At 62.8% G+C, this 14,596-nt stretch carries 13 protein-coding genes; 8 read left to right on the top strand and 5 right to left on the bottom strand.

From position 1 onward, the window contains the following. Nucleotides 1–45: 45 nt before the first annotated feature. From HF027_RS00810 to HF027_RS00800, 3 genes are all read right to left on the bottom strand, one after another. Nucleotides 46–828: a TVP38/TMEM64 family protein gene (locus tag HF027_RS00810; protein ID WP_168011965.1), complete on the bottom strand. Its 783-nt coding sequence runs from the start codon at nucleotides 826–828 to the stop codon at nucleotides 46–48. A gap of 317 nt (nucleotides 829–1,145) precedes the next feature. Continuing rightward, nucleotides 1,146–1,952: a M90 family metallopeptidase gene (locus HF027_RS00805; RefSeq protein ID WP_168011964.1), complete on the bottom strand. Its 807-nt coding sequence runs from the start codon at nucleotides 1,950–1,952 to the stop codon at nucleotides 1,146–1,148. 3 nt (nucleotides 1,953–1,955) lie between these two features. Then, on the bottom strand, nucleotides 1,956–3,527 hold the full coding sequence (locus tag HF027_RS00800) for a carbon-nitrogen hydrolase family protein (protein WP_168011963.1): 1,572 nt from the start codon (nucleotides 3,525–3,527) through the stop codon (nucleotides 1,956–1,958). Between the two features lie 627 nt (nucleotides 3,528–4,154). Here HF027_RS00800 and puuE point away from each other — a divergent pair. The 5 genes from puuE (at nucleotide 4,155) to HF027_RS00775 (ending at nucleotide 10,649) form a co-directional block, all read left to right on the top strand. Beyond that, a complete protein-coding gene (puuE, locus tag HF027_RS00795; RefSeq protein WP_168011962.1) occupies nucleotides 4,155–5,087 on the top strand; it encodes an allantoinase PuuE in 933 nt (310 codons plus the stop codon). A 250-nt stretch (nucleotides 5,088–5,337) separates the two neighbouring features. Then, nucleotides 5,338–6,186 (top strand): bifunctional allantoicase/(S)-ureidoglycine aminohydrolase, encoded by an 849-nt coding sequence (locus HF027_RS00790; RefSeq protein WP_168011961.1) that lies wholly within the window; start codon nucleotides 5,338–5,340, stop codon nucleotides 6,184–6,186. A 533-nt stretch (nucleotides 6,187–6,719) separates the two neighbouring features. Next, nucleotides 6,720–8,495 (top strand): glyoxylate carboligase, encoded by a 1,776-nt coding sequence (gene gcl / locus HF027_RS00785; protein ID WP_168011960.1) that lies wholly within the window; start codon nucleotides 6,720–6,722, stop codon nucleotides 8,493–8,495. A gap of 243 nt (nucleotides 8,496–8,738) precedes the next feature. Further along, nucleotides 8,739–9,515, top strand: a complete 777-nt coding sequence (gene hyi, locus HF027_RS00780) for a hydroxypyruvate isomerase (RefSeq protein ID WP_168011958.1) — start codon at nucleotides 8,739–8,741, stop codon at nucleotides 9,513–9,515. Nucleotides 9,516–9,761: 246 nt separating this feature from the next. Further along, entirely contained in the window at nucleotides 9,762–10,649 is an 888-nt protein-coding gene (locus HF027_RS00775) for a 2-hydroxy-3-oxopropionate reductase (protein WP_168011956.1), read from the top strand. A 296-nt stretch (nucleotides 10,650–10,945) separates the two neighbouring features. Here the strand turns inward: HF027_RS00775 and HF027_RS00770 are convergent, their stop codons facing one another. Then, nucleotides 10,946–11,212 (bottom strand): DksA/TraR family C4-type zinc finger protein, encoded by a 267-nt coding sequence (locus HF027_RS00770; protein ID WP_168011954.1) that lies wholly within the window; start codon nucleotides 11,210–11,212, stop codon nucleotides 10,946–10,948. A gap of 183 nt (nucleotides 11,213–11,395) precedes the next feature. Then, a complete protein-coding gene (locus HF027_RS00765) occupies nucleotides 11,396–12,016 on the bottom strand; it encodes a flavin reductase family protein (protein ID WP_168011952.1) in 621 nt (206 codons plus the stop codon). Between the two features lie 301 nt (nucleotides 12,017–12,317). Here HF027_RS00765 and HF027_RS00760 point away from each other — a divergent pair, with 301 nt between their 5' ends. The 3 genes from HF027_RS00760 to HF027_RS00750 all read left to right on the top strand — a co-directional run bounded on the left by HF027_RS00760 (nucleotide 12,318) and on the right by HF027_RS00750 (nucleotide 14,569). Further along, a complete protein-coding gene (locus tag HF027_RS00760; RefSeq protein WP_168011950.1) occupies nucleotides 12,318–12,494 on the top strand; it encodes a hypothetical protein in 177 nt (58 codons plus the stop codon). 352 nt (nucleotides 12,495–12,846) lie between these two features. Further along, nucleotides 12,847–13,980, top strand: a complete 1,134-nt coding sequence (locus HF027_RS00755; RefSeq protein WP_168011948.1) for a TauD/TfdA family dioxygenase — start codon at nucleotides 12,847–12,849, stop codon at nucleotides 13,978–13,980. A gap of 1 nt (nucleotide 13,981) precedes the next feature. Continuing rightward, on the top strand, nucleotides 13,982–14,569 hold the full coding sequence (locus HF027_RS00750) for an HD domain-containing protein (protein WP_168011946.1): 588 nt from the start codon (nucleotides 13,982–13,984) through the stop codon (nucleotides 14,567–14,569). Nucleotides 14,570–14,596: the final 27 nt, after the last annotated feature.

Raw genomic sequence — 14,596 nt, 5'->3', positions numbered from 1 at the left:
TACGCATCGTGTCCAGCACCGAATCGCCCCCTTGTTGCCAGCGCCTCAGGATTTGGTTGCGTCGTCTTTTTCTTGTTGTGCGGAGGGGCTTTCGTCAGAGGCTTGCTCGCTCGAGGATGGTGATCCGCCTGGCTTGGCCATCTGCCCTGGCAATCGTTGCTGGCGACGCGCGGCATAGCGCTTGAGACCGACAAGCACCAGCACCCCCAAGATGATTCCCCCCAGCGCCATGGCAAGTTCTCCCTTGTTGTCGGCGGTGACCAGTTGCCCCAGCTGACTGCCTAGCAGGGTGACGCCGACAAGCCCCGGCACGATGCCGATAATCGAGCCAATCAGATAATCACGAAAGCGCAGGTGAAAAGCACCGGCCATCATGTTGGTGAGTGTAAAGGGGGCCAGCGGCAGGAGATTGACCACCGTCATGGTACGAATGCCTCTGCCCGCCAGATAGCGTGACAGCCCCTTGAGATGTCGTCCGCCGTAGCGCATCAGTGCCTCGCGGCCGAGTCGACGTCCCACCCCGTAGGTCAGGATCGAGGCGGCCAGTGTGCCTGCCAGGGCATAGCCGAAGCCCCACCAGGGGCCGAATAAAAGCCCGGTCACCGCCACCAACAGGCTGAGCGGAAACATGATCAGAGAGGCGCCTGCATAGACCGCCACAACCAGCAGGACCGCCCATGGTGACTGCGTCCAGGCCACCGAGCCTGCGGCGATGGCCTGCAGTCGCGCCACGGTCAAGACGTCATGCATGGCCAGCCATTGCCACAGGCCCCCCATCGCCAGCAGGGCGACGAGCAGCAGCAGGAGAATCAGAAGAGGGCGTGGCATGCGTGATCCTTGCAGGTGATGGGTCAGAGGACGCACAGCATACGACAACGCGCCCGGTGGCCAAAGTGGCATACCGGGCGCGAAGGGTACGCTGGCTGCCGGTCTACTCACCGCGGACGCTGAGCCTGCTTGTCATGAAAATTTCATCCGGACCGGATCCCGAAATGGGCACGCATTCTGCGTCATCCTTATTCTCTGTGAGAGACGGCGGATGATTCTAGCTGGCCAAAAGTCGTTGCTGCACTGCCGAGTTCGTGATCATAAGACATAAATGATCAAAAGAGCGTGCCAGGGCGGTCTATTGTAAAAGTCGCCGCTTAGTCTTGGGAGTGGGCTTTCAACCGCGTCAGCGGATCCTGCTGGAAGTAGCGGGCAAGCAATGCGTATAGGGCGGGGTAGGCCTCATCGAGTTGGTCCGGAGCACTGAAGAAGTATTCGCAACAGACCGCGAAACATTCCCCGGGATGGCTCGCCGCATAGTCGTCTATGGGGGTGTCCTCGCCGCGAGCGAGGCGCGCCTGCAGGTCGTCCCATACCGCGGTGAAGACCCGATGCCAGTCATTGGCGGCTATGTCCCGCGGTAGCGGCGGGAAGCCGTCGACATCCAGCGAGTTGCCCATATCGAGCTTGTGGGCGAGTTCGTGGATCAGCACGTTGAAGCCTTTGAAGTCGCCGCTTTCCATGAGATCCGGATAGGCCACCACCACCGGCCCCTGATAGGAGGTCTCGCCGGCGCGTTCATCGGCGTACTGATGCATGACCCCGGCCTCGTCCAGTTCCTCGACGCGGCGCTCGAAGGCCTCGGGCAGAATCAGGATCTCGTGCACATTGGCGAAGGCCTCATGATGCTCGGCGTCCGACCAGCCTAGGGTCAGCAGACAGGCCTGAGCGGCCAGTGCCAGGCGAGCCGGTTCGTCGAAAGGCGTATCGGCCAGGGCAGGGTGCAGCGAGAGCCGCTTGGCATGCACGAAGCCCCAGGCTCGCTTGCCCAGATGCTCGGCGTCTTCATCGCTCAATGCCGTAAGCAGTGGCAAGCGAGCCCGGGCCTCGGCCCAGGTCTCTGCGGGGAAGGGGTGGCGGGTGGCGAACCGGGCGGCCCGCCAGCGGCGCCAGTGCTCGAGCATGGATCAGCTATCGTCCTGGCGGGAGCCAGACTTCCAGGACCAGTCGCGCCAGCGCAGGTCGAACAGGTCCTGCCGGCGATCCTTCAGGTTGGTCACCGAGCCCTCGTTGCGCACCACGGTGAGTCGCGTCAGGTCGAGGTCCGAGAACATGATCATCTCGGTGTTGGGCGTGGTCTCGGAGAGCACGGCGTCGTGGGGGAAGGCGAAGTCCGAGGGCGAGAAGACCGACGACTGGGCGTACTGGATCTCCATGTTCTCGATGGAGGGCACGTTGCCGACGCTGCCGCACAGCACGACGTAGCACTCGTTCTCGATGGCCCGGGCCTGGGCGCAGTGGCGCACCCTTAGGTAGCCATTCTTGGTGTCGGTCCAGAAGGGCACGAAGAGGATGTCCATGTCCTGGTCGGCGAGCAGGCGCGAGATCTCGGGGAACTCGACGTCGTAGCAGATCAGGATGCCCACGCGGCCGGCGTCGGTGTCGAAGACCCGCAGGTCGTCGCCGCCCTCGATGATCCAGTCGCGGCGCTCCTGGGGGGTGATGTGCAGCTTGGCCTGGGCCTCGATGTCGCCATCGCGGTGGAAGAGATAGGCGATGTTGTAGAGGTTGCCGTCATCCCGCTCCTCGATCATCGAACCGGCGACGATGTTGATGTTGTAGGACACCGCCATGCGCGATAGCTCGGTCTTGAAGCGGTCGGTGAAGCCGGCCAGGAAACGAATGGCCTCGATCTGATCCTGCTGGGCGGCGCGGTCCTGCAGGCCCATCAGCGGCGCGTTGAAGAGTTCGGGGAAGACCGCGAAGTCGCTCTGGTAGTCCGACAGCGCATCGACGAAGTACTCCGCCTGTTGAAGCACCGCTTCCACCGAGGAGAACTCGCGCATCTGCCACTGCACCGCGCCCACGCGCACCTGGGTCGGGCGATTCTCCAGCACGCGCTCGGCCGGCTCGAAGAGGATGTTGTTCCACTCGAGCAGGGTCGCGTAGCCCTGGGACTTCTCGTCCTCCGGCAGGTACTTGGTCAAGAGGCGTTTGACCTGGAAGTCGTTGGCCAGCTGGAAGGAGAGAATGGGGTCGTGGATTTCCTTGCGCGAGACCTGCTCCAGGTACTCAGCCGGGGTCATCTCGCTCGCGTGCTGGTGGTAGTTGGGGATCCGGCCGCCGGCGAGAATCGCCCGCATGTTCAGCGATTTGCACAGGTCCTTGCGCGCCTCGTAGAGGCGCCGGCCGAGCCGGTAGCCGCGGTAGGCCGGGTCGATCAGCACATCCAGGCCATACATGGCATCGCCTTCCGGCGCGTTGCGAATGATCTCCCGCTGGTCCATCAGGTCGTCGTAGCGGTGCGGGTTGGAGAACTCCTCGTAGTCGACCCGAGCGGTCAGGGCCACGCCGATCAGGGTCTTGTCGTCCTCGATGACGATCTGGCCGTCGGGGAACTCGCCGATCAGGCGCTCGATGGTGTGCTGAGGCCAGGCGCCGCCGATGTCGTGATAGACACGATCCATCAGCGTCTTGAGTTGAGGGTAGTCGTCCAGCGTGAGGTTACGTAGCGTCAGGTGCAGGTCTTCGAGGGACATGTATGCCGGGGCTCCGCCAAGTGAGATCGTTGCAGTCTACCATGGGGTCGAGCGATGAATGATGCAACGCTGTGGCCACCTATGCCCTGGCTAGGTCGTTGGTATCAGCCACCTGTGGCGCCTAGCTCTGGAGCAGTGAGTAATGCTAGCTCCTCGCCGCGATGCCAGCGTGCGCGTGCCACTGACGAACAGAGAGTATGGCGCTGACGGTTTCCGCATCTCGGCTACGAGCATTGGCGATGAGTGATTAATTATTGTATACAAAATAGGCGCGTATGAGGCTTGCGATGTGCTTGCAATACTCGGGCGCAACACCAGCATTGTCATGTTCGATGCCCAAGCCCCAGTGTAGGTAACTTTTCGCGAACGCGGCCAAAATGGCCGAACAGGGCGAGGTCTATCGACTGGCGGCGCGACCTTGATCTGTTGGGTGCTACCCTGTATGCAAAGCCCGAACGGCCAGTCGCGGCGGTCACGACACCCGGCGGCTATCCGGCTTCAGCGAGCTTGGGGCGTGCCCTTGAATACATCCTGAGCACCATCTATCCTTTTTTGTATACAGTTTATGTCGCTTGTATAGGGCTACGACGCCGCTGAGCGCACACAGAACCAGAAGGATGCATTGCCATGACCTCACCGACCCCTACTGATTACCCCCGCGACCTGATTGGCTACGGCGCCACCCCCCCTCAGGCCAATTGGCCCGGCAAGGCGCGTATCGCCGTGCAGTTCGTGCTCAACTACGAGGAGGGCGGTGAGAACAATGTGTTGCATGGTGACGAAGGCTCCGAGCAGTTTCTTTCCGAGATCATCGGTGCGCCTTCCTTCCCCGACCGTCATCTAAGCATGGAGTCTATCTACGAGTATGGTTCGCGGGCGGGAGTGTGGCGGATCCTGCGCGAGTTCGAGCGCCGCGGCTTGCCGCTGACCGTGTTTGGTGTGGCCATGGCGCTCGAGCGTAATCCCGAGGTCGCTCAGGCCTTCAAGGAGCTCGGCCACGAGATTGCCTGCCACGGCTATCGCTGGATTCATTACCAGAACGTGCCCGAAGATATCGAGCGGGAGCATATGCGCCGTGCTATCGAGATATTCCAGTCGCTGTACGGCGAAAAACCCCAGGGGTGGTATACCGGCCGTGACAGCCCCAATACCCGGCGCCTGGTGCTCGACGAGGGCAACTTCCTCTACGACAGCGACTATTACGGCGACGACTTGCCGTTTTGGGCCCGCGAGAAGGACAGCCAGGGCCGGGAGCATAGCCACCTGGTGGTGCCCTATACTCTGGATAGCAACGACATGCGTTTCGCCGCCCCTCAGGGCTTTAACACCGCGGATCACTTCTTCACCTACCTGCGTGACGCTTTCGATGTCCTCTATGCCGAGGGCGAGGACACGCCGAAGATGCTCTCGGTGGGCATGCACTGCCGGCTTCTCGGTCGCCCCGGTCGTTTCCGGGCGCTGCAGCGCTTCCTCGATCATATCGAGGCCCACGACCGTGTTTGGGTGACCCGCCGCGTGGACATCGCGCGGCACTGGGCCGAACACCACCCGGCGACCTGAGCGCGTTGTTACAGGCGCATCGTCGCGAGCGCTCGGGCGGGGTAGTTTATCCATCCCGTCCTGCGTTTGGCAGGAGCTGGCATGCCTGAGCTAGGTTCTCTCCTTCAGTCGGTGCTGGCGCGTCCAGGCGAGTGCCGGTGATCGACCGCGTTGGAGAGGCCAACAACTGCGACAAGCATCCTTTTGATATCCGCGTGATCCTGCCGGAAGGCATGGCCGTCACGACTCACTGCAACGAAGAGGCAACTTCATGAGCCAGCGACAGTCCGCTCATCAGTACTATGTCCCCCAGGGCGGCCACCCGAGCCAGAAGGTGATGACCACCGACCGGGCCATGTTCACCGAGGCCTTCGCGGTCATTCCCAAGGGCGTGTACCGCGACATCGTCGCCAGCAAGCTGCCCCACTGGGAGAACACTCGCCTCTGGGTGCTATCGCGTCCGCTGTCCGGCTTCGCCGAGACCTTCTCCCAGTACATCATGGAGGTCTCGCCCGGTGGTGGCAGCGAGCGGCCCGAGACTGATCCGGGCGCCGAGGGCGTGCTCTTTGTGGTGGATGGCGAGATGGCGCTGACGCTGGCTGGCGAGAAGCACCACATGGTGCCGGGGGGCTATGCTTTCATCCCGCCAGGAACTGACTGGCAGCTGCGCAATGAGGCTGGCGCACCGGTGCGCTTCCACTGGATTCGCAAGGCCTATGAGTTCGTTGACGGTATCGAGGTGCCAGCGCCTTTCGTCACCAACGAGAACGATATCGAGCCCGCGGTAATGCCGGACTGTAACGAGGTGTGGGCGACCACCCGCTTCGTCGATCAGGACGACATGCGCCACGACATGCACGTCAATATCGTCAGCTTTCAGCCGGGCGGCGTGATTCCCTTCGATGAGACTCACGTCATGGAGCACGGTCTCTATGTGCTCGAGGGCAAGGCGGTTTACCACCTCAATCAGCAATGGGTCGAAGTCGAGGCCGGCGACTACATGTGGCTACGCGCTTTCTGCCCGCAGGCCTGCTATGCGGGTGGACCTGGGCCCTTCCGTTACTTGCTGTACAAGGATGTCAACCGACACATGGCGCTACCCTACAGCAAGCGCTCCTGATCGGCTCAAGATTGAAATCGATGTGTCTCGGCACCCGCCTTTCGGCGGGTGTCGTCGTTTCTGGCGTATGAACAGGTAAATGAAACTGGAGAAAAGCTTGTTCAGGCGTCGTGATAGCTCTGACTGATCGGCTGATTCTCTGCCGGTCAGCAAACACAGTGCGTGTGTGCTGTTGCACTTCCTTAGCGCCTCCCGGCTGGCGTTTGGAATGAGTGATCGATATATGGAATGGCCAGCAAGCTCGTCTAGCCTGGATCGAGGAGTCGATGCTGCAAGGGGGTAAATAGTATTTGTATACAATAGTTGCCACTTAAAGCGTGGAGCGGGATGCGGTATTTCAGTAATGCCACAGTGGTTTCAGTGAGCATGATGAGGGCAAATTATTTTCATAAATAACTGAATTTTAATGTTATTTACCACTATGCAGTTTTTGTGGAAACATTTTCCATAAAAACTGGACGCGATGGTGAGGCCGAACTAACCTCTGTATACAAAGAGTGATTAGAATAAAAACCGCCTCAGGAGGAATCGCCATGGCTCGCATGACCGCCGCAGAAGCCGCCGTTCACGTGCTCAGGAAGGAAGGTATCGAGGTCGCCTTCGGCCTGCCCGGGGCCGCCATCAACCCCTTCTATGCCGCCATGCGTAAGGTCGGTGGGGTGGATCACGTCCTGGCGCGCCATGTCGAGGGCGCCTCGCATATGGCCGAGGGTTATACCCGCACTAAGGCCGGCAACATCGGGGTGTGCATCGGTACCTCCGGGCCGGCGGGCACCGACATGGTCACCGGCCTGTACTCGGCCTCGGCGGATTCCATCCCGATCCTGTGCATCACGGGGCAGGCGCCGGTCAGCAAGCTGCACAAGGAAGACTTCCAGGCGGTCGATATTCAGGCCATCGCCGGCCCGGTCACCAAGTGGGCCATCACCGTGCGGGAGCCGGCCCAGGTGCCGCGGGTCTTCCAGCAGGCCTTCCAGATCATGCGCAGCTCGCGGCCGGGTCCGGTGCTGCTCGACCTGCCGATCGACGTGCAGATGACCGAGATCGAGTTCGACCCGGACACCTACGAGCCGCTGCCGGCCTACAAGCCGGCCGCCAGCCGCGCCCAGATCGAGAAGGCCCTGAGCATGCTCAACGAGGCTGACAAGCCGTTGCTGGTGGCCGGGGGCGGGATCATTAGCGCCGACGCCAGTGACCTGCTCGCCGAGTTCGCCGAGCTCACCGGCGTGCCGGTCATCCCGACCCTGATGGGCTGGGGCACCATCCCGGACGATCACGAACTGATGGCGGGCATGGTCGGCCTGCAGGCCTCGCATCGCTACGGCAACGCGACCCTGCTCGAGTCCGACTTCGTGATGGGCATCGGTAATCGCTGGGCCAACCGGCACACCGGAGCGCTGGATAGCTATACCGAGGATCGCACGTTCGTTCACGTGGACATCGAGCCGACCCAGATCGGCCGCATCTTCGGCCCGGACTACGGCATCGTGTCCGACGCCAAGGCGGCGCTCGAGCTGTTCGTGGCGGTGGCCAAGGAATGGCGGGCCGCGGGCAGGCTCAAGGATCGCCGCGCCTGGGCCGAGGAGTGCCAGGAGCGCAAGCGCACCCTGCTGCGCAAGACCCACTTCGACGACGTGCCGGTCAAGCCGCAGCGCGTCTATGAGGAAATGAACAAGGCGTTCGGCAAGAACACCCGCTATATCAGCACCATTGGCTTGTCACAGATCGCCGGCGCCCAGTTTCTGCACGTCTACAAGCCGCGCCACTGGATCAACTGCGGCCAGGCGGGCCCGTTGGGCTGGACCATCCCGGCAGCCCTGGGCGTGCGTCGCGCCGATCCGGACGCCGAGATCGTCGCCCTGTCCGGCGACTATGATTTCCAGTTCATGATCGAGGAGCTGGCGGTGGGGGCGCAGTTCAACCTGCCCTACCTCCACGTGCTGGTGAACAACTCCTACCTGGGGCTGATTCGCCAGGCCCAGCGCGGCTTCGAGATGGACTACCAGGTGCAGCTGTCGTTCGAGAACATCAACTGTCCGGAGATCAACGGCTATGGGGTGGACCACGTCTCGGTGGTCGAGGGGCTGGGTTGCAAGGCGATTCGCGTCACCGAGCCCGACCAGATCGGCCCGGCCTTCGCCGAGGCCCGCGAACTGATGGAGCAGCACCGTGTGCCGGTGGTGGTCGAGGTGATCCTGGAGCGGGTGACCAACATCTCCATGGGCACCGATCTGGCCGGCATCAACGAGTTCGAGGCGCTGGCCGAGAACGTGGCCGATGCGCCGAGCTCCATCGCCGCCCTGGCCTGATTGCCTTACAGAAAGCGCAAAGGACACCGGGGACAGGCCGCAGAGGAGGTCCGATTCCAGGGGTGAGGAGCACTGCTCCGAACGGGCTGGCCATGGATGGCCAGCACCGGCCCTGCAAGCGGAGCAGGATGCGAGAGCGCCGCAGGGAATCGGTAGCGTACAGGGATGTATTTACAGCGCCTCCTAAAAGGCCTGTCGCCAGCCAAGCCCCGTTACAACGTTAGCGACCCAGAGGAGTTCGATATGGCCAAGTTCGCCGCCAATCTCAGCATGCTGTTTACCGAGGTCGACTTCCTCGACCGCTTCCAGGCCGCCGCCGCGGCCGGCTTCAAGGGAGTCGAATACCTCTTCCCGTATGATGTCGAGGCCGCCGAGATCAAGCGGCGCCTCGACGCCAACGGCCTGACCCAGGTGCTGTTCAACCTGCCGGCCGGCGACTGGGGCGCCGGCGAGCGCGGCATCGCCTGCCACCCGGATCGCGTCGAGGAGTTTCGCGCCGGCGTCGACCGTGCCATCGAGTACGCCAGGGTGCTCGGCAATACTCAGGTCAACTGCCTGGCCGGCATCCAGCCGGAAGGCGTGAGCGATGACGAGGCGCGCCAGACGCTGGTCGACAACCTGCGCTTCGCCGCCGAGAAGCTCGAGGCCGAGGGCATCCTGCTGATCGCCGAGCCGATCAACACCCGCGACATCCCGGGCTTCTTCCTCAACCGCACCGCGCAGGCCCTGGCGCTCTTCGACGAGGTGGGAAGCCGAAACCTGAAGCTGCAGTACGACATCTATCACATGCAGATCATGGAAGGGGACCTGGCCCCGACCATCGAGAAGCACCTCGATCGCATCGCCCACGTCCAGCTGGCCGACAACCCAGGCCGCCACGAGCCGGGCACCGGCGAGATCAACTACCCCTTCCTGTTCGCGCACCTCGACCGCCTGGGCTACCAGGGCTGGATCGGCTGCGAGTACAAGCCCCAGGCGGGGACCCGGGAAGGGCTGGGCTGGCTGGACACCGTCCGCTGAATCATGGCGGTGGTGGAAGGGCTTCCCCGGAGTGCTGTGACAGGCCCCGGGCCGGGATGAGCTGTTCCGGCGTCAAGACGCCGCGAGGGCGCTGTGAACCCCTCCCTGGGCGCTACCGACGCCATCCATGGCGTAGGACCCTCGCGTCGTCTTGCCCCCGGCGCTCATCCCCTGGAGCCCTGACCGACGTTTTCCGCACGACGATCACGACCCAACGTCAGCAAGTAACGTGACAGGAGAATCATCATGAGCAAGATCGGTTTTATCGGACTGGGCATCATGGGCCGTCCCATGGCGGGCCACCTGCTGGACGCCGGCCACACGCTTTCCACCGTCAAGCGCGGCACCCTGGACGAGACCCTGGCCTCCAAGGGCATGCAGGAGCTCGCCGATCCCAAGGCGGTCGCCGAGGCCTCCGAGGTGATCATCACCATCGTCCCTGACACCCCCGACGTCGAGCAGGTGCTGTTCGGCGAGGGCGGCGTCATCGAGGGCCTCCAGCCGGGCACCCTGGTGATCGACATGAGCTCCATCGCCCCGCTGGCTACTCAGACGTTCGCCAAGCGCATCCAGGAGGCCGGCGGCGAGTACGTCGATGCGCCGGTCTCCGGCGGCGAGGGCGGTGCCATCAATGCGGCCCTGACCATCATGGTCGGTGCCACCCCGAAAGGCTTCGAGCGCGCCAAGCCGCTGTTCGAGCTCATGGGCAAGACCATCACCCATATCGGCGACCAGGGTGCCGGCCAGACCTGCAAGGTGGCCAACCAGATCGTCGTCGCCCTGACCATCGAGGCGGTCTCCGAGGGCCTGCTGTTCGCCTCCAGGGCCGGCGCCGACGTGGCCAAGGTCCGCGAGTCGCTGCTCGGCGGCCTGGCCCAGTCGAAGATTCTCGACGTCCACGGCGAGCGCATGATCAACCGCACCTTCGATCCGGGCTTCAAGATCAAGCTGCATCAGAAGGACCTCAACCTGGCATTGGAAGGCGCGCGCAGCCTCGACCTTGCGCTGCCCGGTACCGCCAATGCCCAGCAGCTGTTCCAGGCCTGTGTCGCCCACGGTGGAGCCGACTGGGACCATTCCGGCATCGTCCGTGCCCTGGAGGCGCTCGCTGACCATGAGGTCGGCAGCCGCTGAGTCCGTGCCGCCGGCCGTCCCGCGATGGCCGGCGGTGGACAGGGGAGGTGATTGCTCCCTGATGGCAGGCGTCCTTGTCGCCTGCCGAGGCCGTCGCTTGACGGCCTATTGCTCGGTGGAGAGCCCTGCCCCAGAAGAACGCCGCTCGTCACCGGGCTTTTTCGCGAAGAAGAAGCCCTGAGTGAATGCCCATACCTCCCTGACTGTTCGCGCGCACCTAGAGACTGAAGCGTCCCTAGACAGCTTGCTGCGGTCGTCTGAATGTTGTGGGCGGATATGAAAGAAAGGAAGAGAGCCTAACGCAGCTGGCTGTCCTTGCTGCCGCGTCGGTTGTAGCCGCTGACGGATGAACGCTGTTTGTCGCGTTCGCTCTGACAATTGATGCACAGGCGTACACCCTTCACGGCCTCTCGCCGTGCTTGCGGAATCTTTGCCTCGCATTCTTCGCAGTATTCCAGGCTTTCCCCCCGGGGCAGCTCGCTTCGCGCCCGTTCGAGGGCGTCTTCTATCGTGCTGTCGATCTGCTCCTGCACGGCGCCATCTTTTGACCATCCTCCTGCCATGTCTTCCTCCTGGGCGCGTTTCGCACCGGTCATCCACTTAGCTCTGTTGTGCTTCGCTAGGGCATTCTCGCCATTCGTTAAGTCTGGTTCATCGGCGGGCGGCTGGCCATGCATCAGCACGGCGCGGACTGGCGTGGATACGACAGAAAACAGCTGTCTCATCGTTACTGACAGGGGGTGACGCTAGCGAGGGCGATGCATCTCGAAGTGCTGCTCAGGAGTGATCTCGAAGTAGTCCGCAGCGCCACCGCCACGCAAGATGGGGCCTGCGTCGGCGGTCTGATAGACGCCGTCCTTCAACAGGGTCTGGTCGATATGGACACCGACCACCTCGCCCAGCACCAGCCAGGTATTGACGGCATCACCGGCGGCAGAGGTGAGCTGCAATATCTGGCTCAGCCGGCACTCGAAGACCACGCGTGCCTCGGCAACATGGGGCACGCTTAAGATCTGTGAGGGAGTGGGGGTTAGGCCGGCCAGGCTGAATTCGTCAATTTCAGCGTCTACCGCCGCGCAGCTCTGGTTCATCGGCTCAGCCAGTTCGCGGGTCGAGAGCTGCCAGCAGAACTCGCCGGTTTCCTCGATGTTGCGCACGCTGTCCTTGTAGCCGACGCTTGCGAACCCGATGATCGGCGGCGTGTAGTTGAACGCGTTGAAAAAGCTGTAGGGCGCCAGATTGAGGGTACCTGCTGCGCTCTGCGAGGAAATCCAACCGATGGGGCGCGGCCCTATGATGGCGTTGAAGGGGTTGTGGGGGAGGCCATGGCCGTCATCAGGGCGATAGAAATGCACGTTATCGGGCATGAAGCTTCTCCAGGTGTTGGCATGTGCGCTTGGCAACGGATTGTCAGTATGTCGTTGGCGCGGGGTGGCTGTCCAAACGCAAAAACCCCGGCATGGCCGGGGTCTGATTCATCAGCGGCGGCGCTGATTATCAGGTTTCGTTAGCGGAATCCACACCGCTTTCTTCCGCAACTTCTCCTTCTTCAAGGTTAGCGTTGCTGTCCTGCTTGATGTCATTGGTACGTTTCGTCCACCTGACCAAGACTGTCAAAGCCGATATGAGTTTCGTCGTCGGGCAGTCTGGCGTGAATCGCGAGGGGCGGTGATTGAGGATGCATTGAGTAAGGGCGCCTGGGTCATCGGCGGTGCCATGCTGCTGGGATTTGGCGTGGTGCTGTTCTTTCGGGAGCACACGGGGCTGGCGTCTCTGGGTGCATTGATGACGGGCCTGGGAGCAGGCCTGTTGCTTACGGACATGAAGTCTGGTGGGAGCGACTGAGTCGGATCCTGGGGGGCGGGCTGCTGTTGGCGGGCTTGATCGCCGGCAGCAGGAAGACGAATGGTGACATGGCATCCTCGCGTCGATGAAGGGGCGGTCGTGAGTGGCCTGAATATGGGCCTTCGATGATAAGGCCGACGACGACAGGGGACCAGACGAGAACCGCCCCCTACGCTGCTGGAACTACTGAATGACCTTATTACTCGCCAGCACTGAGGAAGCGAGTCGCCAGCCGCCATAAGAAAATGGCATGCCAAGGAATAAGGTGCCGACTCTACTCGTGCGACGTCTCGATCGTCATCATGCCCGTGATCGCTAGCGTGATGACCCCAGCCAACCGAGGAAGTCCGACATGTCCACCCATCATGCGTTTGTCGTTCGCGAGCAGCCCCCGGCGATCGTTCTCGACGACGGTGAGCAGCCGCGCGAGATCAGCCCGTTGTGGCTGCGCGAACGGACCCAAGCCCCCGACCAACTGGAGCCGCTGACCCGGCAGCGCCTGTTCGATTCACACGCCATTGATGCGACGTTGACGCTCGTCAGCGCTTTCCGGGTCGATGAGTACCATGCGGCTATCGCGTTCAGCGACGGGCATCGCGAGACCTATGATCTTCGCGTGCTGGCCGATGAACTCGACGATGCCACGGCCTTTCCCGCTCCCGAGCCCTGGGATGCCAGCCTGGATCAGGAGCGCGTGCGCTTCGACTGGCGGCGGGTGCTGGAGGAGCCGGCCTACTTTCGTGCCTCGCTGGAGGCCTATCTGCATTACGGCTACCTGGTGCTTTACGGCGTGCCCACCGACCCCGAGCGCATCCTTCAGGTCGGCGGCCACTACGGCTACGTCAAAGAAACTAACTTCGGGCGTTATTTCGAGGTCTACTCGCGCCCCAGCGGCAACGATCTGGCCTATCGCAGCGTGGCGCTAGGCCCGCACACCGACAATCCGTATCGCAATCCGGTGCCGGGCATCCAGTTGCTGCACTGTCTGGTCAACGAGACTTCCGGTGGGCTCTCGACCCTGGCCGACAGCCTCAAGGTGCTCGAGCAGCTACGTCACGAGACGCCCGAGGGCTACGAGTTGCTCAAGACCACCTCGGTACGCTTCCGCTTCATCGATGCCGGGACCGAACTGGTCACGCACCGGACCATGATCCAGACCGACGACGATGGCCACCCCACCGGTGTTCACTACAGTCCGCGGCTGGACGCGCTACCACTGCTCTCCGAGGCCCAGACGCGGCTGTTCCACCGGGCCCGCCAGCGCCTCGGTGAACTGCTCACGGACCCGGCCTACGAGGTTCGCTTCGCCCTCGAGGCCGGCGAGCTGATGCTGTTCGACAACAGTCGCGTGCTGCACGGGCGCACCAGCTACAACACCGATGAGGGACATCGCCACCTGCAGGGGTGTTACCTCGACACCGACGGCCCGCGCGAGCGTTTCGCGAGCCTCTTGAAATACCGTGATCCGATCGAAGAGGTCGCCTGAAATGGAAGAGGTCGCATTCCGGCAGATGAAGGACGGCACCCGAGAAGAGTATGTCTTTCTCGAGCGCCTGGAGGACGAGTTCAACCAGGGGCTGGTGGACCGCCTGCTGCGTGCCCTGCGCCATCTGGATAACAGCCTGAGCGGCTACCGGGTGTCGCGGCTGGAGCATTCGCTGCAGACGGCCGCCCGTGCCGAGGCCGATGGGGCCGACGACGACATGGTCGTTGGGGCCCTGCTGCATGATCTCGGCGACGAGCTGGCACCCTACAATCATTCACAGCTGGCTGCGTCGATCATCCGCCCCTACGTACGTGGCGAGGTCACCTGGGTGGTGCATCACCACGGGCTGTTCCAGAAGGTCTACTACGCCCACCACTTTGGCGAGAACCCGAACGAGCGCGACCGCTACCGGGGTCACCCCTGGTATCAGAGCTGCGTCGATTTCTGCGAACGCTATGATCAGGCCGCCTTCGACCCCGATTACCCGACGCCGCCGCTCGAGCACTTCGAGCCGATGCTGCGCCGGGTATTCGCCCGCACGCCCTTCGATCCGGTGGTGATCGGCAAGGAGCTTCCGCTGGAGGCATGACCTCTCCTTCTCCACCGGTAGGCGCGC

Source organism: Halomonas salinarum (genome assembly GCF_012062845.1).
GTDB lineage: Bacteria > Pseudomonadota > Gammaproteobacteria > Pseudomonadales > Halomonadaceae > Onishia > Onishia salinarum.
This window is presented reverse-complemented; position numbering and strand designations above follow the sequence as displayed.

What these genes read in the sequence shown, in the direction of transcription:
- HF027_RS00800 (WP_168011963.1), bottom strand. Translation starts at nt 3,527, where the DNA reads ATGTCCCTCGAAGACCTGCACCTGACGCTACGTAACCTCACGCTGGAC.
- HF027_RS00755 (WP_168011948.1), top strand. Translation starts at nt 12,847, where the DNA reads ATGTCCACCCATCATGCGTTTGTCGTTCGCGAGCAGCCCCCGGCGATC.
- HF027_RS00775 (WP_168011956.1), top strand. Translation starts at nt 9,762, where the DNA reads ATGAGCAAGATCGGTTTTATCGGACTGGGCATCATGGGCCGTCCCATG.
- HF027_RS00805 (WP_168011964.1), bottom strand. Translation starts at nt 1,952, where the DNA reads ATGCTCGAGCACTGGCGCCGCTGGCGGGCCGCCCGGTTCGCCACCCGC.
- HF027_RS00790 (WP_168011961.1), top strand. Translation starts at nt 5,338, where the DNA reads ATGAGCCAGCGACAGTCCGCTCATCAGTACTATGTCCCCCAGGGCGGC.
- HF027_RS00765 (WP_168011952.1), bottom strand. Translation starts at nt 12,016, where the DNA reads ATGCCCGATAACGTGCATTTCTATCGCCCTGATGACGGCCATGGCCTC.
- HF027_RS00810 (WP_168011965.1), bottom strand. Translation starts at nt 828, where the DNA reads ATGCCACGCCCTCTTCTGATTCTCCTGCTGCTGCTCGTCGCCCTGCTG.
- HF027_RS00770 (WP_168011954.1), bottom strand. Translation starts at nt 11,212, where the DNA reads ATGGCAGGAGGATGGTCAAAAGATGGCGCCGTGCAGGAGCAGATCGAC.
- puuE (WP_168011962.1), top strand. Translation starts at nt 4,155, where the DNA reads ATGACCTCACCGACCCCTACTGATTACCCCCGCGACCTGATTGGCTAC.
- hyi (WP_168011958.1), top strand. Translation starts at nt 8,739, where the DNA reads ATGGCCAAGTTCGCCGCCAATCTCAGCATGCTGTTTACCGAGGTCGAC.
- gcl (WP_168011960.1), top strand. Translation starts at nt 6,720, where the DNA reads ATGGCTCGCATGACCGCCGCAGAAGCCGCCGTTCACGTGCTCAGGAAG.
- HF027_RS00750 (WP_168011946.1), top strand. Translation starts at nt 13,982, where the DNA reads ATGGAAGAGGTCGCATTCCGGCAGATGAAGGACGGCACCCGAGAAGAG.